The 23,935-nt window shown below is 73.1% G+C and carries 16 protein-coding genes; 13 read left to right on the plus strand and 3 right to left on the minus strand.

Annotation, left to right across the window (positions count from 1 at the left end):
- The first annotated feature begins 75 nt into the window (after positions 1–75).
- Positions 76–1,794 carry a DNA repair protein RecN gene (recN, locus tag OOK34_RS22160; RefSeq protein WP_267036864.1) on the plus strand — a complete coding sequence of 573 codons (1,719 nt, stop codon included), beginning with the start codon at positions 76–78 and terminating at the stop codon, positions 1,792–1,794.
- Positions 1,795–1,975: 181 nt separating this feature from the next.
- Complete coding sequence (locus OOK34_RS22165) at positions 1,976–3,094, plus strand: glycosyltransferase family 4 protein (protein WP_267035597.1); 1,119 nt, start codon at positions 1,976–1,978, stop codon at positions 3,092–3,094.
- A 468-nt stretch (positions 3,095–3,562) separates the two neighbouring features.
- Here OOK34_RS22165 and OOK34_RS22170 read toward each other — a convergent pair whose 3' ends face one another.
- The gene (locus OOK34_RS22170; protein WP_267035598.1) at positions 3,563–5,188 is read right to left on the minus strand and encodes a PucR family transcriptional regulator; all 1,626 of its coding nucleotides are present in this window, start codon (positions 5,186–5,188) and stop codon (positions 3,563–3,565) included.
- A 208-nt stretch (positions 5,189–5,396) separates the two neighbouring features.
- Between OOK34_RS22170 and OOK34_RS22175 the strand changes: the two genes are divergently transcribed.
- Together OOK34_RS22175 and OOK34_RS22180 are read left to right on the plus strand one after the other, a co-directional pair.
- Positions 5,397–6,941, plus strand: a complete 1,545-nt coding sequence (locus OOK34_RS22175; RefSeq protein ID WP_267035599.1) for an APC family permease — start codon at positions 5,397–5,399, stop codon at positions 6,939–6,941.
- 11 nt (positions 6,942–6,952) lie between these two features.
- Positions 6,953–8,593, plus strand: coding sequence for an NAD(P)/FAD-dependent oxidoreductase (locus OOK34_RS22180; RefSeq protein ID WP_267035600.1), 1,641 nt, complete (start codon positions 6,953–6,955; stop codon positions 8,591–8,593).
- 33 nt (positions 8,594–8,626) lie between these two features.
- Here the strand turns inward: OOK34_RS22180 and OOK34_RS22185 are convergent, their stop codons facing one another.
- Both OOK34_RS22185 and OOK34_RS22190 read right to left on the minus strand, forming a co-directional pair.
- The gene (locus tag OOK34_RS22185; protein ID WP_267035601.1) at positions 8,627–10,009 is read right to left on the minus strand and encodes an FAD-binding oxidoreductase; all 1,383 of its coding nucleotides are present in this window, start codon (positions 10,007–10,009) and stop codon (positions 8,627–8,629) included.
- Positions 10,010–10,240: 231 nt separating this feature from the next.
- Positions 10,241–12,046, minus strand: a complete 1,806-nt coding sequence (locus tag OOK34_RS22190; RefSeq protein ID WP_267036865.1) for a glycoside hydrolase family 15 protein — start codon at positions 12,044–12,046, stop codon at positions 10,241–10,243.
- Between the two features lie 449 nt (positions 12,047–12,495).
- On the opposite strand from OOK34_RS22190, the gene OOK34_RS22195 reads away from it, so the two are divergent.
- From OOK34_RS22195 to OOK34_RS22235, 9 genes are all read left to right on the plus strand, one after another.
- Entirely contained in the window at positions 12,496–14,163 is a 1,668-nt protein-coding gene (locus OOK34_RS22195; RefSeq protein WP_267036866.1) for a CTP synthase, read from the plus strand.
- 107 nt (positions 14,164–14,270) lie between these two features.
- Entirely contained in the window at positions 14,271–14,900 is a 630-nt protein-coding gene (locus tag OOK34_RS22200; RefSeq protein WP_267036867.1) for an NUDIX hydrolase, read from the plus strand.
- 118 nt (positions 14,901–15,018) lie between these two features.
- Positions 15,019–17,034 (plus strand): tetratricopeptide repeat protein, encoded by a 2,016-nt coding sequence (locus OOK34_RS22205; RefSeq protein ID WP_267035602.1) that lies wholly within the window; start codon positions 15,019–15,021, stop codon positions 17,032–17,034.
- 151 nt (positions 17,035–17,185) lie between these two features.
- Positions 17,186–18,301 carry an alanine dehydrogenase gene (ald, locus tag OOK34_RS22210; protein WP_030661274.1) on the plus strand — a complete coding sequence of 372 codons (1,116 nt, stop codon included), beginning with the start codon at positions 17,186–17,188 and terminating at the stop codon, positions 18,299–18,301.
- Between the two features lie 449 nt (positions 18,302–18,750).
- Positions 18,751–19,788 (plus strand): ParA family protein, encoded by a 1,038-nt coding sequence (locus OOK34_RS22215; RefSeq protein ID WP_267035603.1) that lies wholly within the window; start codon positions 18,751–18,753, stop codon positions 19,786–19,788.
- The gene (locus OOK34_RS22220; RefSeq protein WP_267035604.1) at positions 19,773–20,285 is read left to right on the plus strand and encodes a hypothetical protein; all 513 of its coding nucleotides are present in this window, start codon (positions 19,773–19,775) and stop codon (positions 20,283–20,285) included. The genes OOK34_RS22215 and OOK34_RS22220 overlap by 16 nt, the downstream gene beginning before the upstream one ends.
- Before the next feature lie 290 nt (positions 20,286–20,575).
- Positions 20,576–21,658 (plus strand): ScpA family protein, encoded by a 1,083-nt coding sequence (locus OOK34_RS22225; RefSeq protein ID WP_267035605.1) that lies wholly within the window; start codon positions 20,576–20,578, stop codon positions 21,656–21,658.
- On the plus strand, positions 21,655–22,275 hold the full coding sequence (gene scpB / locus OOK34_RS22230; RefSeq protein ID WP_267035606.1) for an SMC-Scp complex subunit ScpB: 621 nt from the start codon (positions 21,655–21,657) through the stop codon (positions 22,273–22,275). The genes OOK34_RS22225 and scpB overlap by 4 nt, the downstream gene beginning before the upstream one ends.
- Positions 22,275–23,681: a pseudouridine synthase gene (locus tag OOK34_RS22235; protein WP_267035607.1), complete on the plus strand. Its 1,407-nt coding sequence runs from the start codon at positions 22,275–22,277 to the stop codon at positions 23,679–23,681. The genes scpB and OOK34_RS22235 overlap by 1 nt, the downstream gene beginning before the upstream one ends.
- The last annotated feature ends 254 nt before the right edge of the window (positions 23,682–23,935 follow it).

Genomic DNA, 23,935 nt, shown 5'->3' on the forward strand with positions numbered 1-23,935 from the left:
GTTCGAGAAACTTCGGGCGGGTGAGGTCACATGGCACCGGTGAAACCTCGGTATCGTCGTCCCGTGCTTGAGGAGATGCGGATACGGTCGCTCGGGGTCATCGACGACGCGGTGGTCGAGCTGTCGCCCGGTTTCACCGCGGTGACCGGCGAGACCGGTGCGGGCAAGACGATGGTCGTCACCAGCCTCGGGCTGCTGCTCGGCGGCCGGGCCGACCCGGCGCTGGTGCGGATCGGCGCCAAGGCGGCGGTGGTCGAGGGGCGCCTCGTCATGCGCCCGGACGCGCCCGCGGCCGTACGCGCCGAGGAGGCTGGGGCCGAGCTCGACGAGGGCGCCCTGCTGATCAGCCGGACCGTGTCCGCCGAGGGGCGCTCGCGCGCCCACGTCGGCGGCCGCTCCGTGCCCGTCGGCCTGCTCTCCGAACTCGCCGACGACCTCGTCGCCGTCCACGGCCAGACCGACCAGCAGGGCCTGCTGCGCCCGGCCCGCCAGCGCCAGGCCCTCGACCGGTACGCCGGCGACGCCGTCGCCGTCCCCCTGGAGAAGTACGCCGGCGCCTACCGGCGGCTGCGGACCGTCACCGTCGAGCTGGAGACCATCACCACCCGCGCCCGGGAGCGGGCGCAGGAGGCGGACCTGCTGCGCTTCGGGCTGGACGAGATCGCCGCCGTGGAACCGCTGCCCGGCGAGGACGCCGAGCTCGCGGCCGAGGCCGAACGGCTCGGGCACGCCGAGTCCCTGGCCTCCGCCGCCCAGACCGCGCACGCGGCACTGGCCGGCGACGTCGAGGACCCGGAGGGCGTCGACGCGAACACCCTCGTCGCCGGCGCGCACCGCGCGCTGGAATCCGTACGCTCCCACGACCCCGTGCTCGGCGCCCTCGCGGACCGGATCGGGGAACTGGGCATCCTGCTGGGCGACGTGGCCGGGGAACTGGCCGGGTACGCCGACGACCTGGACGCCGACCCGCTGCGGCTGGCCGCCGTGGAGGAGCGGCGGGCCGCGCTGACCCAGCTGACCCGCAAGTACGGGGACTCGATCGACTCCGTGCTGGACTGGTCCCAGCAGGGCTCGGCCCGGCTGCTGGAGCTCGACGGCGACGACGAGCGGATCGCGGAGCTGACCGCCGAGCGGGACGCGCTGCGCGGCGAACTGTCGCTGCTGGCACAGGCGCTGACGGACGCGCGCACGGAAGCCGCCGAGCGGTTCGCCTCCGCGGTCACCGCCGAGCTGGCCTCCCTCGCCATGCCGCACGCCCGGGTGACCTTCGACATCCGGCAGACCGAGGACGCCGAGGGCGTCGAGGTCGGCGGTCGCGCGGTCGCGTACGGGCCCTCGGGCGCGGACGAGGTCGAACTGCTGCTGGCCCCGCACCCCGGCGCCCAGCCGCGGCCGATCGCCAAGGGCGCCTCGGGCGGTGAGCTGTCGCGGGTCATGCTGGCCGTGGAGGTCGTCTTCGCCGGGTCCGACCCGGTGCCCACGTACCTCTTCGACGAGGTCGACGCGGGCGTCGGCGGCAAGGCGGCCGTCGAGGTCGGGCGTCGGCTCGCGAAGCTGGCCAAGTCCGCGCAGGTGGTCGTCGTCACGCACCTGCCGCAGGTGGCGGCCTTCGCCGACCGCCAGCTCCTGGTGGAGAAGACCGTCGACGGATCGGTGACCCGCTCCGGGGTGACGGTGCTGGAGGGCGAGGACCGGATCCGCGAGCTGTCGCGGATGCTGGCGGGCCAGGAGGACTCGCAGACGGCGCGGGCCCATGCCGAGGAGCTGCTGGCGGCGGCCCGCGCGGACGCGTGAGCGCGGGCCGCTCTCGGGCGGCCGGGTCAGCGTGATGACCTTTTACTAGCCCGTGTGGGTGAGGCTGGGGGGCGTACTGCGGTATCTCGTACCGTATCCGCACCCGTATGGTCCCGGAACGCGCGTGCGGACTGGCATCCTGGGCGACGTCTCTGACTCCCTCACCCTGGAGCTTCGGCCCGTGAGCAGCTCCCCGGCCTCCTTCCCGGTCCCCGCACAGCCGTACGGGCGGCCCCCGCTGCGTACCGTCCAGGTCCTCGGCGGTGCGGGCGCGGGCAGCAGTGCGCACGTGCGGTCCCTCACGACGGGGCTGGCCGCGCGCGGGGTACGGGTGACCGTGTGCGCCCCCGCCGCGGCGGAAGGGGAGTACGACTTCACCGGCGCGGGGGCGGAGTTCACCCCCGACGCGGCGAGCGCCCTGCGGGCCGCCTGTGCCGGGGCCGACGTGGTGCACGCGCACGGGGTCCGGGCCGGGATGCGCGCCGCGCTGGCGCTGCGCGGCGGCGGCGGGCGGCGCGCGCCGCTGGTGGTGACCTGGCACGGCAGCGCGCCGGAGCCGGCGGGGCCGCTCGGGCGGCTGAGCCGGCTCCTGGAACGGCACGTGGCGCGGGCCGCGGCGGTGGTGCTCGGTTCCTCCTCCGACCAGGTGGACCTCGCGCGGCGGCGAGGGGCGCGGGACGCGCGGCTGGCGGCGGTGGCCGTGCCGGCCGCGGCGGCGGCGCTGCCCGACGCGGGCAAGACCCGGGCGGAACTGGGCGTGGTGGAACGCCCGCTGGTCATCGCCGTCGGCAGCCTGGTGGCGCGGCGCGGGTACTCCGTCCTGCTGGACGCGGCGCGGGCGTGGCGGGTGCTGGAGCCGCTGCCGCTGCTGGTGATCGCGGGGGAGGGCCCGCTGCGGCCCGAACTGACGCGGCGGATCGCGGAGGAGGGGCTTCCGGTGCGGCTGCTGGGCCGGCGCCGGGACGCCGACCGGCTGCTCGCCGCGGCGGACGTGGCGGTGCTGCCGAGCCGCTGGGAGGGCCGGTCCCTGCTGGCGCAGGAGGCCCTGCGGGCGGGGGTGGCGCTGGTGGCCACCGAGGTCGGGGGAGTGCCGGAGCTGGTCGGCGACGCGGCGGTGCTGGTGCCGTACGGGGACTCCGGGGCGCTGGCGGGCGCGGTGGCCGCGCTCCTGGACGACCCCGAGCGGCGGGCGGCCCTCGCGGTCGCGGGCCGCGCCCAGGCCGCGACGTGGCCGTCGGAGGACGACACGGTGGCGCAGGTGCTGTCGGTGTACGACGAGCTGATGGAACGCCGCCGCTAGCCTCCGGCGGGCTGCACGGTCCGGTCCGGCCGCGGCGCCGTTGCCGGGGCTGCCGCTGCGCGGGGCTGGCCCCTCCCCGCCCTTCGCCCGTTCCCCGGGGCTCCGCCCCCAGACCCCCGCGCCTCAAACGCCGGCGAGGCTGGATTTCCGCCTGGCGGTGCTGGATTTTCCAGCCTCGCCGGCGTTTGAGGCGCGGGTCCGGGCAGAGCCCGGGGAACGGTGGAAGGGCGGGTAGGGGACAGCTCCGCGCAGCGGCCCCACCGCCCACGGACGAGGGCCGGGCCCGGCCAGGGCCTGTGGCCCCGCCTCAGGTCCGACGGACGGAGTCCGGCGCAGCGGGCCGAAGCCCGAGAGGCGCCCCGGCGCCGAGCGGTGCGAGGGCCGCGTCGGGAAATGGGACGGACGGAGTCCGGCGCAGCGGGCCGAAGCCCGAGAGGCGCCCCGGCGCCGAGCGGTGCGAGGGCCGCGTCAAGAAGGAGAAACGGTATGGCGGCGGGCGCGGAGGGCGAGGCTTAGGGAGAGGACCGTCTCCGGGTCGTCCAGGTCCGTGCCCAGGAGTTCCGAGATGCGGGCCAGGCGGTTGTACAGGGTCTGGCGGTTCAGGTGGAGCTCGCGGGCCGTTTCCGCCTTGCGGCCCGCGTGGGCCAGGTACGTCTCCAGGGTCGGGAGGAGAGGGGGGCGGGACGTGGTGTCGTGGACGCGCAGCGCGCCGATCGCCCGGTCGACGAAGGCCGCCAGGTCCGGGTGCTCGCGCAGGCGCCACAGCAGCAGGTCGATGTCCAGGCGGCGGGCGTCGTACCAGGGCCGGGCCGGCAGGCCGTGGGCGGCGGTGGCCGTCTCGGCGGCGTGCCGCAGGCCGGAGGAGGCGGCCGCCCAGCCGCCCGCGACGCCGACGACCACCGCCGGCGGGGCGGAGGCGCGGTCCAGGCCGGCCCGTTCGACGCCCGCCCGCAGCGCGGCCGCGACCCGGTCGGCGACCGCCGTGCGCTCCGACTCCGCGCGCAGCGAGACCAGCAGGGGGACGCGGCCTTCCACCGGGCGCACGCCCAGCAGGACCGGAACCCCGACCGACGACAGTTCCTCCAGTACCGCCCGGGCCAGCACCGCCCAGTTCCCCGAGGCCCCCAGCTCCGTGGACAGCCGCATCACGATCGGCAGCAGCGGCCCCGCGCCCGGCCGGAAGCCCAGGACCCGCGCCTGCGCCGGGGCGTCCTCCGCCGAGATCCGGCCCTCCGCCAGGTCCGTCAGGAAGTCGCCCCGGCCGCGCGCGGCCAGCTCCTCCTCCTGCCGCGCCTGCATCAGGACGACCGCCAGGACCCCCGCCGTGCGTTCCGCCGCCATCCGGTGGACCGGCAGCAGCGGGGCCGATACCCCCACCAGCACCACCCGCGCCCGGACCGACCCCGTGCCGTGGCCGCCGCCGGGTACGTCGACCACGACGGCGTTCGCCGGGGGCTCGGCCGCGCGCTGGCCCCGTAGCCCCTCCCACACCTGGAGCGGGTCCGCCGCGGCCTCCCCGGACACCGGCCCGGCCGCGTACAGCAGTTGGCCGTCCGGGGTCTCCAGGAAGACCGGGTTGGCCGTGAAGTCGGCCAGGATGCGCAGCACCTGCGGGATCCCGCCGCCGCCCAGCAGGGCTTCGGTACAGCGCCGGTGGACCTCCTCGGCCCGCTGGAGCAGGGCGTAGTGGCCGTTGACGATCTCGGTGTGGACCTCCTCCGTCACCGCCACGAAGGGGACCTCGCGGTGGAGTTGGACCAGGGGCAGACCGGCGGCCTTCGCGGTCTCGACGATCGTGGCGGGAAGTCGCGTGAAGCGCGGGCCCAGCTCCACGACGAGCGCGGCGATCCCCCGGTCCGCGAGACGGCGTACGAAGGCACGCTGCTCGGCGGGCCGGGTGCCCAGCCCCAGGCCCGTGGTCAGCAGCAGCTCGCCGCCCTTGAGCAGCGAGGCGATGTTCGGCACCTCGCCCGCGTGCACCCAGCGGACGGTCCGCCCGAGCCGGTCGGCGCAGGCCACCACCTCCGGGAGCCCGCTGCGCAGCCCCGGCAGCTCCAGTGCCCGCTGAACCGTGATTCCGCCCTGGTTGTCCATATCGCGGACGCTACCGGCCGCCTTGTTCCCCGCACATCACCGGGCGGTTACGGAGTCCGTTATGCCCCCGTCCGGACTGACAACTCGTCGCCCCGGCAAGGCGATTATCGGACCGCGTGCCGATTGTGGTCTGCGTCACCCGGGGGGAGAGTGACGGCCTTCGGACAGGAACCACGCACCCGGACCAGGAACGAGGAACCAGGACGCCATGAGCAGAGCCAGCGCCACACCTCCCGCAGCAGCGGGCGCACCCCCGGTCCAGCGCCTCAAGGCCAACTCCGTCGGCCTGGTGGGCGTCGTCTTCATGGCGGTCGCCACCGCCGCGCCGATCACCGCGATGACCGGCAACCTCCCCATCGCCGTCGGCTTCGGCAACGGCACCGGCGCCCCCGCCGGGTACCTCTTCGCGACCGCCGTCCTCACCGTCTTCGCGGTCGGCTACGTGGCCATGGCCAAGCGGATCACCGCCGCCGGTGCCTTCTACGGATACATCTCGCACGGCCTCGGCCGGATCGCCGGCATGGCCTCCGGGATGCTCGCCGTCCTCGCGTACATCGTCTTCGAGGCCTCGATCGTCGGCGTCTTCTCCTACTTCGCCAAGACCACCGTCCAGGACCAGCTCGGCGTGGACCTGCCCTGGATCCTCTACGCGGCCGCCATGATCGCCGTCACCGCCGCCCTCGCGCACTTCGACATCAACCTCACCGCCAAGGCCCTCGGCGTGATGCTCGTCGCCGAGATCGCCGTCCTCTTCGCCGTCGCCACCGCTGTACTCCTCGCGGGCGGCGGCCCGGACGGGATCCCGCTCGAGCCCGTCAACCCGAAGCACGCCTTCACCGGCACCTCCGCCGGACTCGGCCTCTTCTTCGCCTTCTGGTCCTGGGTCGGCTTCGAGTCCACCGCGATGTACGGCGAGGAGTCCCGCGACCCCAAGCGGGTCATACCCAAGGCCACCCTCATCTCCGTCGTCGGAGTGGGCCTCTTCTACATCTACGTCTCCTGGATGACCATCGCCGGCAACGGCCTGACGAAGTCGGTCGAGCTGTCGGCCTCCACGAGCCCCCTCGACCTGTTCTTCGCCCCCACCCAGACCTTCATCGGGGCCTGGGCCGTCGACGCCTTCCAGTGGCTGCTGCTCACCGGCTCCTTCGCCTGCGGGATGGCCTTCCACCAGTGCGCCGCCCGCTACCTGTACGCCATCGGCCGCGAGGGCTTCCTGCACGCCGGGCTCGGACGCACCCACCCCCGCCACGGCTCCCCGTACATCGCCTCCGTGGTCCAGACCGCCATCGCCACCGCCCTCGTCGCCGGCTTCTGGCTCACCGGCCAGGACCCGTACCTGCACCTGTACACGCTGCTCGCGATCCTCGGCACGATGGCGATCCTGATCGTGCAGACCCTGTGCTCCTTCGCCGTGATCGGCTACTTCCGCGCGAACCACCCCGAGGACCGGCACTGGTTCAGGACCTTCACCGCCCCGCTGCTCGGCGGGATCGGGATGACCGCCGTGGTGGTCCTGCTGGTGCTCAACATGGAGACCGCCGCGGGGGCCGCCGCCGGGTCCCTGTTCTTCAAGCTCATCCCGTGGATCGTCGGCGCCGTCTTCCTCGGCGGCCTCGCGCTCGGGTTCTGGCTGAAGGCGAAGGCCCCCGAGCGCTACGAGATCATCGGCCGGATCGTCCTGGAGGACGCCGCCGAACGCACCGACGACACCGCCGCCACCCCCTCCGGCCCGACCGCCGCCACCGTCTGAGGAGTTCCGCCATGGCCCGCACGCCCCTGATGCACTCCCTGCGGCAGCTCGCCGCCGAACACGCGGCGGCGAGGCGGCTGCGCCTGCCCGTCGCCGAGGTACGCGGCTCCACCCGCCGCGAACTCCTGGGCCGGGCCGCCGCGCTCGGCCTCGGCACCGCGATCGCCTCCTCCGCGACGGCGGCCGCCACCGCGCACGCCGTGGAGAGCGCCCCGGCGAAGAAGCCCGCCACCCCCGCCCGCGTCGCCGTGGTCGGCGCCGGGATCTCCGGCCTCACCGCCGCCCTCACCCTCCAGGACGCGGGCATCCCCTGCACCCTCTACGAGGCCAACCCGGCCCGGGTCGGCGGCCGCATGTGGACCCAACGCGGCCACTGGGCGTACGGCCAGACCTCCGAGATCGGCGGCGAGCTGATCGACACCAGCCACAAGAAGATCCTCGAGCTGTGCCGCCGCTTCGGACTGCCCACCGAGGACTTCCTCGGCGGCGGCCCCAACGGCGCGGAGGAGGTGCTCTGGTTCAACGGGGAGTACTACTCCCGCGCCCGGGCCGACGAGGACTTCAAGGCCGTCTACCAGGCGCTGCACCGCGACCTCTCGGAGGCCGGGGAGGTCTCCTGGAACAGCGCCACCCCCGCCGGCACGGCCCTGGACAACATGACCCTGTACGAGTGGATCGAGACCCGGATCCCCGGCGGCCACGGCTCGCAGCTCGGCCGCTTCATCGACGTGGCCTACAACGTCGAGTACGGGGCCGACACCGACCAGCAGTCCGCCCTCGCCCTGGTCCTGCTGATGGGCTACCAGCCCAACCCCGGCAACTTCAACGTCTGGGGCCTGTCCAACGAGCGCTACCACATCACCGGCGGCAACGACCGGCTCCCGAACGCCATCGCCGCCGCCCTGCCCGCCGGTTCGATCGTGATGGGCCGCGAGCTGCTCGCCGTTCGGGCCAACGCGGACGGCACCCAGACCCTGACCTTCAACGACTCCGGCGCCACCCGGACCGCCGTCGCCGACCACACCGTCCTGTGCCTGCCGCTGCCGGTCCTCCAGGGCGTCGACACCTCGCAGGCCGGCTTCGACCCGCTGATGCGCGACCTGCTGCGCGACGCCCGCATGGGCTACTGCACCAAGCTCAACATGCAGTTCACCGCCCGCCCCTGGCGCGGCACCGGCCCCTGGCCCGGCGTCTCCGCGGGCGACTGCTTCACCGACACCGAGGTGCAGCAGACCTGGGACACCACCAAGGTGCAGCCCGGCAACGGCGGCATCCTCCTCCAGTACGGCGGCGGCAGCCTCGCCGGGTCGCTCACCCCCGGGAGCCCCTTCGCCACCGAGTCCGACCCCTACGTACGCGCCCTCGCGGAGCGGATGCTGACCGGCATCGACGCCTTCTACCCGGGCACCAAGGCCGTCTGGACCGGCCGCGCCCAGCTCTCCGCCTGGCACCGCAACCCCTACTCGCTGGGCGCGTACTCGTACTGGCCCACCGGCTACCTGCACCGCTACGCCAAGTACGAGGGCACCGCCCAGGGCAACGTCCACATCGGCGGCGAGCACTGCAGCTACGACTTCCAGGGCTTCATGGAGGGCGGCGCCACCGAGGGCGAGCGGGCGGCCCGGGAGGTGATCACCGCCCTGACCGCCTGAGCCCTCACCGCGTGGGCCATCACCGTGTAAGCGTCACAGCGGCCGGATGTTGTGGTTGAAGCGGAAGACGTTGTCCGGGTCGTAGCGCCGCTTCAGCTCGCCCAGGCGCCGCATGTTCTCGGCGCCCAGGCCGGCCACCACCCGGTCCGCGCCCTCGTCCCCGGTGAAGTTGAGGTACACCGCGCCGGTGCTCCACGGCCGGACGTCGGCGCGGACCGCCTTGACCCACTGCCGGACCCGGTCGTCGTCGGCCGGGTCCTCCCACATCCCGAACGGGTGCACCGCCCAGGGCGCGTCGCGGTAGGGGACCGGGTAGTCGCCCGGGGCCGAGGCGATCGCCCCGCCCTGCGGCCAGACCACGTGCTGGGTGCCCGTCGGCACCGGCATCGAGTCGGCCCGGGCGCAGAACACGTCCACGAACGCGTCGGGCACCCCGGTCAGGTACTCCGCCGACCAGTAGTTCCGCATCCCCGGCGGATCGTCGAGCATGCACTGCAGATCGGCGTACGGGATGGCCGTGACGATCTCCGCCTCGTGCGGGATCGCCAGCAGCGGCTCCGCGAGCCTGCGCATCTCCTCCTCGGGGCCCGCGTACGTCAGCAGCGCGCCCGCCAGCAGCAGCCCCACCAGGTGCGGCGGGACGAACTCCTCGGGCGGCCCCGTCAGGTAGATGGCGCCGCCGCCCGCCTCGGGCGGACCCGACTCGATCAGGTCCCGGTACGTACGCACCACCTCGGGCCCGCGCTCCGGCAGGTACAGCACGAACGCGATCGACATGGCGGGCAGTTCGTGCAGCCGCAGGGTCAGCGAGGTGGCGATGCCGAAGTTCCCGCCGCCGCCGTGCAGCCCCCAGAACAGCTCCGGGTGGTCCTGGGCCGTGACGTGCAGCAGCTCACCGTCGGCGGTGACCAGGTCCGCGCCCAGCAGGTTGTCCACCGCCAGGCCGAACTTCCGGTCCAGCCAGCCCGTCCCCCCGCCCAGGACGAAACCCCCGACACCGGTGGTCGAGGCCCGGCCCCCGGTGGTCGCCAGCCCGTACGGCTGGCAGGCCCGGTCCAGGTGGCTCATCGTGGCCCCGCCGCCGATGTGCGCGGCCAGCGCCGCCGGATGGACGGTCACCCGGTGCATCCGGCGCAGGTCCACGACCAGGCCCCCGTCGTTCAGGGACATCCCCGCCACGCTGTGCCCGCCCCCGCGCACCGCGACCGGCAGGTCCAGCTCCCGGGCGAACCGCACCGCCGTCACCACGTCCGCCGCGCCCGCGCACTGGGCGATCACCGCCGGCCTGCGGTCGATCATCCCGTTGAACAGGGTCCGGGCCCCGTCGTAGCCCGCGTCGCCCGGGGCGAAGACCTCACCGGCCAGATCCTCGCGGAGCACGGCAAGAGCCGTGCCCGCCTTCGAGAGGGGCGCCATGGCAACCCCCCCTTCCCGAGAGGGGCGCAGGGGGTGTCTTGCGGATCATGCCGGGCTCGCGGCGTCTGGCACCGCGCCTCGCCGCGTTCTCGTCGGTCGTCGACGCTCCGCGTCGACTCCCTCCTCGGCCTTGCGATGCACGGCACCAGACGCCGCTCCCTGATCCGGCCTGATCCGCAAGACACCCCCTCGGTCCCCTTCAGCGTAGGCGGGCACGGAGGGGGCCGCGCGTCAGCCCCCGTAGGCCCCGCTCGCCGTCAGCCGCAGCGCCGTGTCGATCAGCGGGACGTGGCTGAAGGCCTGCGGGAAGTTCCCCACCTGGCGCTGGAGCTTGGGATCCCACTCCTCCGCCAGCAGGCCCAGGTCGTTGCGGAGCGCCATCAGCTTCTCGAAGAGCCGGCGCGCCTCGTCGACCCGGCCGATCATCGCGAGGTCGTCCGCCATCCAGAACGAACACGCGAGGAAGGCCCCCTCGTCACCCGCCAGCCCGTCCACCCCGGCCTCCTCGCCGGCCGTCGGGTAGCGCAGGATGAAGCCGTCCGGTGTCGACAGCTCGCGCTGGATCGCCTCGATGGTGCCGATGACCCGCTTGTCGTCCGGCGGCAGGAAGCCCATCTGCGGGATCAGCAGCAGGGAGGCGTCCAGCTCCCGGGACCCGTAGGACTGGGTGAAGGTGTTGCGCTCCGGGTCGTAGCCCTTCTCGCACACGTCCGCGTGGATCTCGTCGCGCAGCTCGCGCCAGCGCTCCAGCGGGCCGTCCGCGTCCCCGCTCTCGATCAGCTTGATCGTGCGGTCCACGGCCACCCACGCCATCACCTTCGAGTGCACGAAGTGGCGGCGCGGGCCGCGCACCTCCCAGATGCCCTCGTCCGGCTCGTTCCAGTGGGTCTCCAGGTAGCGGATCAGCTTCAGCTGGAGCAGCGACGCGTAGTCGTTGCGGGCCAGGCCCGTCATGTGCCCCAGGTGCAGGGCCTCGGTGACCTCGCCGTACACGTCGAGCTGGAGCTGGTGGGCGGCTCCGTTGCCGACGCGGACCGGGCCCGAGTTCTCGTACCCCGGCAGCCAGTCCAGCTCGGTCTCGCCCAGCTCGCGCTCGCCGGCGATCCCGTACATGATCTGCAGGTTCTCCGGGTCGCCGGCCACCGCGCGCAGCAGCCAGTCCCGCCAGGCGGAGGCCTCCTCGCGGTAGCCGGTGCGCAGCAGCGAGGACAGGGTGATCGCGGCGTCGCGCAGCCAGGTGTAGCGGTAGTCCCAGTTCCGGCTGCCGCCGATCTCCTCCGGGAGGGAGGTGGTCGGCGCGGCGACGATCCCGCCCGTGGGGGCGTACGTGAGCGCCTTGAGGGTGATCAGGGAGCGGATCACGGCCTCCCGGTAGGGCCCGTGGTACGTACAGTGGTCCACCCACTCCCGCCAGAACTCGCTGGTGGCCTCGAGGGCCCCCTCGGCGTCGGGGGTCTCCGGGGCGCCCTTGTGGGAGGGCTGCCAGCTGATGGCGAAGGCCACCCGGTCGCCCGGAGCGACGGTGAAGTCGGAGTACGTCGTCAGGTCCTTGCCGTACGTCTGCACCTCGGTGTCCAGCCAGACCGAGTCCGGTCCGGCGACGGCCACCGTGCGCCCGTCGACCTTGTGCACCCAGGGCACGACACGCCCGTAGCTGAAACGCATCCGCAGCGCCGAGCGCATCGGGACGCGCCCGCTGACGCCCTCCACGATGCGGATCAGCTGCGGTGCGTGGTCCTCGCGCGGTGGCATGAAGTCGATGACGCGGACGGTCCCGCGCGGGGTGTCCCACTCCGACTCCAGCACCAGCGAGTCACCCCGGTAGCGCCGGCGGGTGGCCCGCGGTGGCTCCGTACCCGGCGCGAAGGCCGGGCCGACGCGCCAGAACCCGTGTTCATCGGTGCCCAGAAGGCTCGCGAAGACGGCATGGGAGTCGAAACGTGGCAGACACAACCAGTCCACCGCTCCGTCCCGGCAGACCAGCGCCGCGGTCTGCATGTCCCCGATCAGTGCGTAATCCTCGATGCGCCCGGACACGTTGCTCTCCAGTCGAACGGCCACGTCCGCCCCGTAGGGCGCTTGCAATGCGCTGTCGCGCGTGTCTCCTGTGCGCAGGGATCCCCGCGTCGAGTCCTAGATTGCCGGAACTGGCGTTGTTACGCCGTCTGCCGGACTGCTCGGCGGCGATGTGCAGCGGTATCCGAGCAAGTTATGAGCGCACCCTAGTGATCTCCTTAAGTATTGGGACAATGTCACTCGGCCGAACGGGTGACCTGGGGGAACGGCCCCTCCGGGCGGCCCGCCGAGGCGCCCGGCAGCGCGCCCGGAGGCGGACCGGCCCGGGCGCTGATAGGCTGGTACCCCGTGGACCGGTGGTCTGCCTGTGCGAATCAGGGGCCCCGAAACCGCAGCTTCGGCACCCCCGGAAACGGGAGAAGTCGCCGGACGCACCTTCACCTCGCGACCACGGGAGCCCCCTCTTGGCGATGCCGCCCGCTGCTTTTCGAAACAGCACAGCCATGACGACCAAGCACATCTTCGTCACCGGAGGTGTCGCCTCCTCCCTCGGCAAGGGCCTCACCGCCTCCAGCCTGGGTGCGCTGCTGAAGGCGCGCGGGCTGCGGGTCACGATGCAGAAGCTCGACCCGTACCTGAACGTCGACCCCGGCACGATGAACCCCTTCCAGCACGGCGAGGTGTTCGTCACCAACGACGGCGCCGAGACCGACCTGGACATCGGCCACTACGAGCGCTTCCTCGACGTCGACCTCGACGGCTCGGCCAACGTCACCACCGGCCAGGTCTACAACACGGTCATCGCCAAGGAGCGCCGCGGCGAGTACCTCGGTGACACCGTGCAGGTCATCCCGCACATCACCAACGAGATCAAGCACCGCATCCGCCGCATGGCGACCGAGGACGTGGACGTCGTCATCACCGAGGTCGGCGGCACGGTCGGCGACATCGAGTCGCTGCCGTTCCTGGAGACCGTCCGCCAGGTCCGCCACGAGGTCGGCCGCGACAACGTCTTCGTCGTGCACATCTCGCTGCTGCCCTACATCGGCCCCTCCGGCGAGCTGAAGACCAAGCCCACCCAGCACTCCGTCGCCGCCCTGCGCAACATCGGCATCCAGCCCGACGCCATCGTGCTGCGCGCCGACCGCGAGGTCCCCACCTCCATCAAGCGCAAGATCTCGCTGATGTGCGACGTGGACGAGGCGGCCGTGGTCGCGGCGATCGACGCCAAGTCGATCTACGACATCCCGAAGGTGCTGCACACCGAGGGCCTGGACGCCTACGTCGTCCGCAAGCTCGACCTGCCCTTCCGCGACGTCGACTGGACGGTGTGGGAGGACCTGCTGGACCGGGTCCACAACCCCGACCACGAGGTCAAGGTCGCGCTCGTCGGCAAGTACATCGACCTGCCCGACGCCTACCTGTCGGTGACCGAGGCGCTGCGCGCCGGCGGTTTCGCGAACAAGGCCCGCGTCCAGATCAAGTGGGTCACCTCCGACGACTGCAAGACCCCGGCGGGCGCGGCGGCGCAGCTGGCCGACGTGGACGCGATCTGCGTGCCCGGCGGCTTCGGCGACCGCGGTGTCAACGGCAAGGTCGGCGCGATCACCTTCGCCCGCGAGAACAAGATCCCGCTGCTCGGCCTGTGCCTGGGCCTGCAGTGCGTGGTCATCGAGGCCGCGCGCAACCTGGCGGGCATCGCGGACGCGAACTCCACCGAGTTCGACGCCTCGACCCCGCACCCGGTCATCTCGACCATGGAGGAGCAGCTGGCCTTCGTCGAGGGCGCGGGCGACCTGGGCGGCACCATGCGCCTGGGCATGTACCCGGCGAAGCTCGCCGAGGGCTCCATCGTGCGCGAGGTCTACGGCGACCAGGCGTACGTGGACGAGCGCCACCGCCACCGCTACGAGGTCAACAACGCCTACCGCGGCGAGCTGGAGAAGAAGGCCGGCCTGGTCTTCTCCGGCACCTCCCCGGACAACAAGCTCGTCGAGTACGTCGAGTACCCGCGCGAGGTCCACCCCTACCTGGTGGCCACCCAGGCCCACCCGGAGCTCCGCTCCCGCCCGACCCGGCCGCACCCGCTCTTCGCGGGTCTGGTCAAGGCCGCGGTGGAGCGCCAGCAGCAGGGCTGACACCGGCGTAGCTGACGCTCGGTAACGTAGGCGGCCGGGGTACGGATCATCCGTACCCCGGCTGTCGCGCGTTCGTCATCGGGAGGCATTCGGCCATGGGCACCGACATCAGCATCAAGGACACCCCGGACACCTGGGAGACGCTGTCGACCCGGCGGCCCTTCCAGGGCGCCAAGACAGCCGTGGACTCGGACATGGTCCGGATGCCGGACGGGTCGGTGGTCCGCCGCGACTACCAGGTGCACCCCGGTTCGGTGTGCGTGCTGGCGCTGGACGGTGAGGGCAGGGTCCTGGTGATCCGCCAGTACCGCCACCCGGTGCGCCGCCGGCTGTGGGAGCTGCCGGCCGGGCTGCTGGACGTGCCGGGGGAGAACCCGCTGCACGCGGCGCAGCGGGAGCTGTACGAGGAGGCCCACGTCAAGGCCGGTGACTGGCGGGTGCTGGCCGACTTCTTCGCCTCCCCGGGCGGCTCCGACGAGGCGATCCGGATCTTCCTGGCACGGGACGTGGCCGAGGCGGAGGGGGAGCGGTACACGGAGGTCTCCTCCGAGGAGGCCGACATGGAGGTGGCCTGGGCGGACCGCGCGGACCTGGTACGCGGAGTCCTGGCGGGGGAGCTGGGGAACCCGGCCCTGGTGACGGGGGTCCTGGCCCTCACCGCCGCCCTCGCGGGCGACGGCCTCGACGCGCTGCGCCCCGCCACCACCCCCTGGCCGGCCCGCCCGTACGAGGCGTAGCCGGGGCCCGCGTCCGCCCCGCGTCCGGCCCGCATCCCGCCCGCGTCCGAAAATAGGCCGATCCGCTGATCCGATTGGGGGATCTGTAGGCCGCGCTCCACACGGGTCGTCGCTCTGCGTGAACTACGCTCAGCAACCCGAAGGCAGGGAGAGGAGCGGATCCGTGGCGGATTTCGTCGGGCGGCGGCGTGAGCTCAAGGAGCTGCGCGAGGACATCGCACGGACCGGGCTCGACACCCTCTCGGGCCGCAAGGCCAAGGCACCCCGCGCGCGGGTGCTGCTCGTCGCGGGGCGGCCCGGTTCGGGGCGGACCGCGCTCGCCGAGGCGTTCGTGCGCGAGGTCGCCGACCAGTACCCCGACGGGCTGCTCCGGGTGCACCTCACCGAGCCCGGCGGCGGGCCGGTCGCCACCGAGCGGGCGGTCCGGACCCTGCTCGAGGGGCTCGGGGAGGGCACCCCGCCGGGGGCCGGCGAGGACGACCTGAGCGCGGCCCTGCGGGAGGCGCTGGCCGGGCGGCGGCTGATCCTGCTCGTCGACGACGCCGCCGACCCGCAGCAGGTCGACGCCCTCCTCCCGGACACCCCCGAGTGCCTGGTGGTGGTCACCGCCGAGGGCCCGCTCACCGGGATCCCGGACGTCCGCCCCTGCACCCTCGGCGGCCTCGACCCCACCTCCGCCGTCGGCCTGCTCGCCCGGCTCATCGGCGACACCCGCGTCACCGTCGACCCGCGTGCCGCCGAGGCCCTCGCCGAGGAGTGCGGGGGGCTGCCCGCCGCGCTGGCCCTCGCGGGCGGCTGGCTCGCCGCCCACCCCAAGGCCGCCGTCGCCGACCTGGCCAAGCAGCTCCACGACATGCCCCCCACCACCACCGGCCCGCTGGGCCGCGCCTTCCGGCTCGTGTACGAGTCCCTGCCGCAGCCGGCCCGGCGCACCCTGCGGCTGCTGCCGCTCGCCCCGGCCGGGATCCTCGACTCGCACACCGCGTCCGCCCTAGCCGGCTGCTCGGTGGCCGCGGCGCAGTCCACCCTCGAGGACTTCGCCGCGCTGGGCCTCGTACGGCACGCCCCGGACGGGCTGTTCCTGCTCCCCGGCTGCCTCGCACCCTTCCTCCAGGCCCTGCTGGAGACACAGGAGCGGCCCGCCGAGGTGCAGCTGGCGCGGGCCCGGATGCTGGAGCGGACCGTACGGCTGCTGACCTCCTGCCGGGCCATGGCCGAGGCCGACGAGGAGGACGACGGGCTGCGCGAGCGCCTGGACGGGATGCCGCGCGCCCTGCGCTTCCCCGACCGGCGCTCGGCCGCCACCTGGCTGGACACCCGGCTGCCCGCGCTGACCGCCGCGGCGCACCTGGCCGTGGCCGACGGCGGGCTGGACACCCTGGCCCGCCGGCTGGTCTCCGCCCTGGTCCGGGCGCTGGCCGGACACCGCGGCACGGAGGCGGCCGCCCCCGAGCTGTACGGGCTGCACCGGCTCGTCCTGGACGTGGCCGAGCGCCGCGGCCTGCACCGGGAGCAGGCCGCGGCCCTGCTGAACCTGGCCGATCTGGACGCCGAGACCGGCCGGACCCGGGAGGCGCTGGCCCGGTACCGGGCCGCGCTGGACGCGGGAAAGGCCGCGAACGACCCGTACGCGACGGGCCGCGCGATGGAATCCGTAGGCGGTGCCCACCAGGAGCTGGCGGACTGGCCCCGGGCCTCCGACTGGTTCGGCCGCGCCCTGGCCCAGGCACTGGCGCGGGGCGAGCGGGAGGACGAGGCGCGGCTCTACGGCCGGCTCGGCAACGTGCACACCTACGCGGGCCGGTACGGGGAGGCCCTGCGCAGCTGGCGCGCCGCCGCCGCGGGCTACCGCAGGCTCGCCGATGTCCCGGGCCAGGCAAAGGCGTTGAGCGAGATGGCCCGGGTCCAGGAGTACGCCGGCCGGCCCGAGGAATCCCTGCACACCTGCCGCGAGGCCATCGAGCTGGCGCGCCGGGCCGGGGACCAGCGACTTCAGGCCGCGCTCCAGGTCCGGCTGGCCGACACGCTGGACCGCCTGGGCGACCCGGCGGCTGCCCGGCTGCATCGTTCGGCTGCGGACAGATTGCTGGGAGACGACCCCGCAGCCTGCGAAATCCGTAGTGGATCCGACTAAGATTATTTGTTTGCAAGGCTAGACACGCGTTAATCCTTCATTAAACTGGCTTCACCACGTCATCCGTGGTGCATCCCGTTGCGCGTTCTTGTGGGCGGGTATGTATGGAAGTGCCCCGTAACATCCCCTGAGTCAAGGACCGTGATCGACGATGAAGGTCGGCATCCCCCGCGAGGTCAAGAACAACGAGTTCCGCGTGGCCATCACCCCCGCCGGTGTCCACGAGCTCGTCCGTAACGGCCACCAGGTCTTCATCGAGCAGAACGCCGGTGTCGGCTCCTCGATCACGGACGCCGAGTACGTCGCGGCCGGTGCCGAGATCCTCGGCACCGCCGACGAGGTCTGGGCGACCGCGGACCTGCTGCTGAAGGTCAAGGAGCCGATCGCGGAGGAGTACCACCGCCTCCGCAAGGACCAGACCCTCTTCACCTACCTGCACCTGGCGGCCTCCCGCGAGTGCACGGACGCGCTCCTCGAGTCCGGCACCACCGCCATCGCGTACGAGACGGTCGAGCTCGCCAACCGCGCGCTGCCGCTGCTCGCCCCGATGTCCGAGGTCGCGGGCCGCCTGGCCCCGCAGGTCGGCGCCTACCACCTGATGCGCTCGGCCGGCGGCCGCGGCGTCCTCCCGGGCGGTGTCCCCGGCACCCACGCCGGCGAGTGCGTGGTCATCGGCGGCGGCGTCTCCGGCTGGAACGCCGCGCAGATCGCCATCGGCATGGGCTTCCACGTGACCCTGCTGGACCGCGACATCAACAAGCTCCGCGAGGCCGACAAGATCTTCGGCACGAAGATCAAGACGATCGTCTCCAACGCCTACGAGCTGGAGAAGGCCGTCGTCGAGGCCGACCTCGTCATCGGCGCGGTGCTGATCCCGGGTGCGAAGGCCCCGAAGCTGGTCACCAACGAGCTCGTCGCCAAGATGAAGCCCGGAAGTGTCCTTGTCGACATCGCGATCGACCAGGGCGGCTGCTTCGAGGACTCCCGTCCGACCACCCACGCCGAGCCGACCTTCCAGGTCCACAACTCGGTCTTCTACTGCGTCGCCAACATGCCGGGCGCGGTGCCGAACACCTCCACCTACGCCCTCACCAACGCGACCCTGCCCTACATCGTGCAGCTCGCGAACCTCGGCTGGGTCGAGGCGCTGCGTCGCGACCCGGCGCTCGGTCTGGGCCTCAACACCCATGATGGCCAGGTCGTTTACGGTCCGGTCGCCGAGGCCCACGGCCTGCAGACCCTTGAGCTGAGCACCCTGCTCGGCTGAGTCGTCAACGACTGACGTCAATCTCACGTATCCGGCCGGACCTTGCCCGCAAGGTCCGGCCGGACGCGTTTGCGGCATGCCCGCGGATCCCGCTCAACTCGCCTCGAACGTAACCCTTTAACCCTTTCGCACACCCGCGAAACTTCGCAGCGACAGCTCGCACGCCCTTGACAGAGTGGTGTTCGGTTGCCGACACATCGTGCCGGGTCCGGCGGATTGTGTTGCCGCTGGGCGGTGACACGCCATAGAGTCGCCAACCGTCGGCATGGTGCAACGCTGACCTATCGATAAGTGTCCTGGTCACGTCCGAGGAGGTAAGACGACTTGTGAATGAGTCGACATTTGCTCCTGGAGGTGGTCGAGCAGGCACGCCCGAGCGGGGACAGGGTCCTGCCGGGCTCGAAGCTGTCGGCTCCGTCGCGGTCCGCACCTTCGCAAACCACCAGCACATGACGACGCCCCAAAAGAGCATGGACGGCCTAGACGTGAACTCCAGGGCCGGCGACCTGAGCGGCGATACGCCCAAGGGATTCGCCGACTACGACAATGTGCCCGAGGGGCACTTCTACGACCCCGACGCGGAGTACGAACCGGACCCCGAGTACGCGGCCACCCTCGCCCCCGACGCTGCCCGCCAGCGCCGCGAGCGCATCGGCCCGACCGGACGCCCGCTGCCGTACTTCCCGATCCCGGGTCCGCTGACCGACCACGGTCCGGCGAAGATCATCGCGATGTGCAACCAGAAGGGCGGCGTGGGCAAGACCACGTCCACCATCAACCTGGGTGCCGCGCTCGCCGAGTACGGGCGCCGCGTGCTGCTCGTCGACTTCGACCCGCAGGGCGCGCTGTCCGTGGGCCTCGGCGTGAACCCGATGGAACTCGACCTGACGGTCTACAACCTGCTCATGGAGCGGGGCATGTCGGCCGACGAGGTGCTGCTCAAGACGGCGGTCCCCAACATGGACCTGCTGCCGAGCAACATCGACCTGTCGGCCGCCGAAGTGCAGTTGGTCAGCGAGGTCGCGCGCGAGTCGACGCTCCAGCGGGCGCTGAAGCCCCTGATGGCCGACTACGACTACATCGTGATCGACTGTCAGCCCTCGCTCGGCCTGCTGACCGTGAACGCCCTGACGGCGGCTCACAAGGTCATCGTCCCGCTGGAGTGCGAGTTCTTCGCACTGCGCGGTGTGGCGCTGCTGACCGAGACGATCGAGAAGGTCCAGGAGCGGCTCAACCCGGAGCTGGAGCTCGACGGCATCCTCGCCACCATGTACGACTCCCGTACGGTGCACAGCCGCGAGGTGCTGGCACGCGTGGTCGAGGCCTTCGACGACCACGTCTACCACACGGTCATCGGCCGCACGGTGCGCTTCCCGGAGACCACGGTCGCCGGCGAGCCGATCACCACGTACGCCTCCAACTCCGTCGGCGCCGCCGCCTACCGCCAGCTGGCCAGGGAGGTGCTCGCCCGGTGTCCCGCCGAGTGAGTCTGCCCGGAGCCGACGAACTGTTCCGTACGACCGGGGGGATGGCCCTCCAGTCGTCCTCGCCGCGGCGGGGCGCCGAGGAGGCGCCGCCGGCCGGAGGCACGGAGCACACGGCCGCGCCGGCGGACGGCACGGCGCGGACGACGGGGGACGTCCGGGGCCGGGAGACCGGCGAGCCGGCGGTGGGCGCGCAGCGCAGGCCGCAGGAAGGTTCTGCCACCGCGGCCGGGGCGTCCTCGCCCCGGTCCGGCAAGGGCCAGGGCCGGGGCGCCAACCGGCGGCCGAGCGGGCGCGAGCGGCACGACGAGAAGATCACGGTCTACGTCTCCGCGGAGGAGCTCATGGACCTGGAGCACGCCCGGCTGGTGCTCCGCGGGGAGCACGGGCTCGCCGTCGACCGCGGCCGCATCGTCCGCGAGGCGGTGGCGGTGGTCCTCGCGGACCTGGAGTCCCGCGGCGACGCCAGCATCCTGGTCCGCCGCCTCCGCGGCCGCTGACCCCACCACCCCGCCTGCGGCGAGCGGCCCCGACCCACCGCGCCGGCCGCCCCGCCCGCCGGTCCGCCCGCGGCGGGCGCTTCCGGCCCACCCGCGCCGCCCGCTGATCGGCTGGCGGCGGGTGGTTCCGGCCCGTCATGCGCCGGCGCCCGGTTCGCGGGGTGGGCAGGGGTTTGGTGAGGCGTCCCAGCCCCCCGGTGCGGCCCGGGTGCGGGTAGCCGGGGATCCGCCCGGCAGGGCCTAGGCTGCTCGTGGCCGTCCGGCCGAATTCCGTACCACCCTGGACCGCGATGCCCCCGAACGATGACGCCGCCCGACCGGCCCGGCGGAGCCTGGGCCGGGGCCCAGGGGCGGCCGGGGAGCCCGCTGAGGCGCCCGCTGCGGGCCGCGAGCCGGTCCCGGGCGGGCCGCAGGCCGGGGCGGCGGCAGCAGCCGCCGACGGGCCGCCTGGGGGCGCCGGAGGTCCCGGACGGGCCCACGCGGCCGCCGACGGGCCCGCAGCGACCCCGCAGGGGCCCCCGCAGGACGGCCCGGCCGGAGTGCCGGAAGCCGGGGGCGACGACGGGCCCGCCGCGGGCGACGGGCGGTTCACGCTGCGGCTGGCCAACTTCGAGGGGCCCTTCGACCTGCTGCTCCAGCTGATCTCCCGGCACAAGCTCGACGTCACCGAGGTGGCGCTGTCCAAGGTCACCGACGAGTTCATGGCGCACATCCGCGCCATGGGCCCCGACTGGGACCTCGACCAGACCACCGAGTTCCTGGTGGTCGCCGCCACCCTGCTCGACCTCAAGGCCGCCCGGCTGCTGCCCGCCGCCGAGGTCGAGGACGAGGCCGACCTGGCCCTGCTGGAGGCGCGGGACCTGCTCTTCGCGCGACTGCTCCAGTACAAGGCGTACAAGCAGATCGCCGAGATCTTCGCGGCCCGCGCGGAGCACGAGGCCAGGCGCCACCCCCGCACCGTCGGGCTGGAGCCGCACCACGCCGACCTCCTGCCCGACGTGGTCATCAGCATCGGCGCCGAGGGCTTCGCACGCCTCGCGGTGCAGGCCATGCAGCCCAGGGCCAGGCCCCAGGTGTACGTCGACCACATCCACGCCCCCCTCGTCAGCGTGCGGGAGCAGGCGGGACACGTCGTACGCCTGCTCAAGGCGCGCGGCGAGGCGACGTTCCAGGAGCTGACCGAGGGCGCCGCGGACACCCTCACCGTCGTCGCCCGCTTCCTGGCGCTCCTGGAGCTCTACCGGGAGAAGGCCGTGGTCCTCGACCAGGAGGACGCCCTGCTCACCCTCACCGTGCGCTGGACCGGCGGGGACGGCGACGGGATGCCGACGGTGACCGACGAGTTCGACCAAGTCGTGGAGGTAGCCGAATGACCCGGGCGCAGCTGGACCTGAAGGGCGCGCTGGAGGCGGTCCTGATGGTCGTGGACGAGCCCGCGACCGTCGAGCACCTCGCCAAGGTGCTCGAGCGCACCCCGCGCGAGGTCGCCGAGGCCCTCGCCGGGCTGGCCGACGAGTACACCGCGCAGCGCCGCGGCTTCGAGCTGCGGCCCGTCGCCGGGGGCTGGCGGTTCTACACCCGGCCCGAGTACGCGCAGGCCGTGGAGGCCTTCGTCCTGGACGGGCAGCAGGCCCGGCTCACCCAGGCGGCCCTGGAGACCCTCGCGGTCGTCGCGTACCGCCAGCCGGTGAGCCGCTCGAGGGTCTCGGGGGTCCGCGGAGTCAACTGCGACGGGGTCATGCGGACCCTGCTCCAGAGGGGTCTGGTGGCCGAGGCGGGCACGGAACCCGAAACAGGTGCGATCCTGTACAGGACGACGAACTACTTTCTGGAGCGTATGGGCCTGCGAGGCCTGGACGAGCTCCCGGAGCTCGCGCCCTTCCTCCCCGAGGCGGACGCGATCGAAGCCGAGACGCAAGAAGGTGTGCCGTCGTTCGATCCGGACGCACCGGACACTGATGAAGACGACGACAAGACGACGGACATTTGATGCGAAGCAACGGCAACGGCGGCGGCAACAGGAACAGCGGCGGCGGCGGTGGTGGCGCACGCGGTAGCTCCCGCGGCGGCAGCTCCTCCGGCGGGGGTGGCTACCGAGGCGGCAGCTCCGGCGGCAGCGGTGGCGGTGGCTACCGCGGCGGCTCTTCCGGCGGCAGCTCCTCCGGTGGCGGTGGCTACCGCGGCGGCTCCTCCGGCGGCAGCGGTGGCGGTGGCTACCGCGGCGGCAGCTCCTCCGGCGGCAGCTCCTCCGGTGGGGGCGGCTACCGCGGTGGCTCTTCCAGCGGCGGCTACCAGGGCGGCGGCTACCAGGGTGGCGGCTCCGGCTCGCGTGACCGCGACCGTGACCGCGACCAGGCGCCCCAGCGGCCCCGCAACCCCCGCCCCGAGGAGCGTCGCTACGACGTCGGCCCCGAGGGCGAGCGCAGCGGCCGCAGCGGCCCCAAGGCGGGCGGCGGCGGTGCCCGTGGCGCTTCCGCGCGCGGTGGCGCCAAGGGCGGCCCGAAGACCCCCAGGACCCCCGGCATCGGCCAGGCCGGCGGCCCGCGCAGCGGTCCGGGCAGCCGCAGCGGCCAGTCCCGTCCCCGCGAGCTGGACGCGCGGATCGAGGAGCGCGTGCGCGACCGGTACGCCGACAAGCCCGTGATCAAGACCCCGAAGACCTTCCCGGGCGCCGAGCAGGAGGGTGAGCGCCTGCAGAAGGTGCTCGCCCGGGCCGGCATGGGCTCGCGCCGCGCGTGCGAGGAGCTGGTCGAGCAGGCCCGCGTCGAGGTCAACGGCGAGATCGTGCTCGAGCAGGGCAAGCGCGTCCAGCCGAGTGACGAGATCAAGGTGGACGGCCTGACCGTCGCCACCCAGTCGTACCTGTTCTTCGCGCTGAACAAGCCCGCCGGCGTCGTCTCCACCATGGAGGACCCGGACGGCCGCCAGTGCCTGGGCGACTACGTCACCAACCGCGAGACCCGCCTCTTCCACGTCGGCCGGCTCGACACGGAGACCGAGGGCATCATCCTCCTCACCAACCACGGTGAGCTGGCCCACCGCCTCACGCACCCCAAGTACGGCGTGAAGAAGACCTACGTCGCCGCGATCACCGGCTCGCTGCCGCGCGACATCGGCAAGCGGCTCAAGGACGGCATCGAGCTGGAGGACGGCTACGCCCGCGCCGACCACTTCCGCGTCGTCGACCAGGTCGGCAAGAACTACCTGGTCGAGGTGACCCTCCACGAGGGCCGCAAGCACATCGTCCGCCGCATGCTGGCCGAGGCCGGCTTCCCGGTCGACAAGCTCGTCCGGACCTCCTTCGGCCCGATCGAGCTGGGCGACCAGAAGTCCGGCTGGCTGCGCCGCCTGACCAACACCGAGGTCGGCATGCTCATGCGCGAGGTCGGCCTCTAAGACTTGATCCGTAGTTCCCGAAGGAGGTACGGACTGCATCCGGGCGGCTGGTTCGGGCGCTCCGGCGTGGTCACCTTGCGGTGGCTCATCCGGGGTTGCTCGGGGCCGTTCCGGAATTCGGTGAGCAGAGGCCCGCTGGTCAGCGGGCTGCCGCAGGCCCTGCACTGGCGAACCAGCACTCAGAGCCTCACGCGGTTGACTCACGCAGGGTGTCTTCTCACCCGGTGGTCACCTTACCGACTCTCAGGTCAGCG

It is taken from the genome of Streptomyces sp. NBC_00091, assembly GCF_026343185.1.
In the GTDB taxonomy this organism is placed as follows: Bacteria; Actinomycetota; Actinomycetes; order Streptomycetales; family Streptomycetaceae; genus Streptomyces.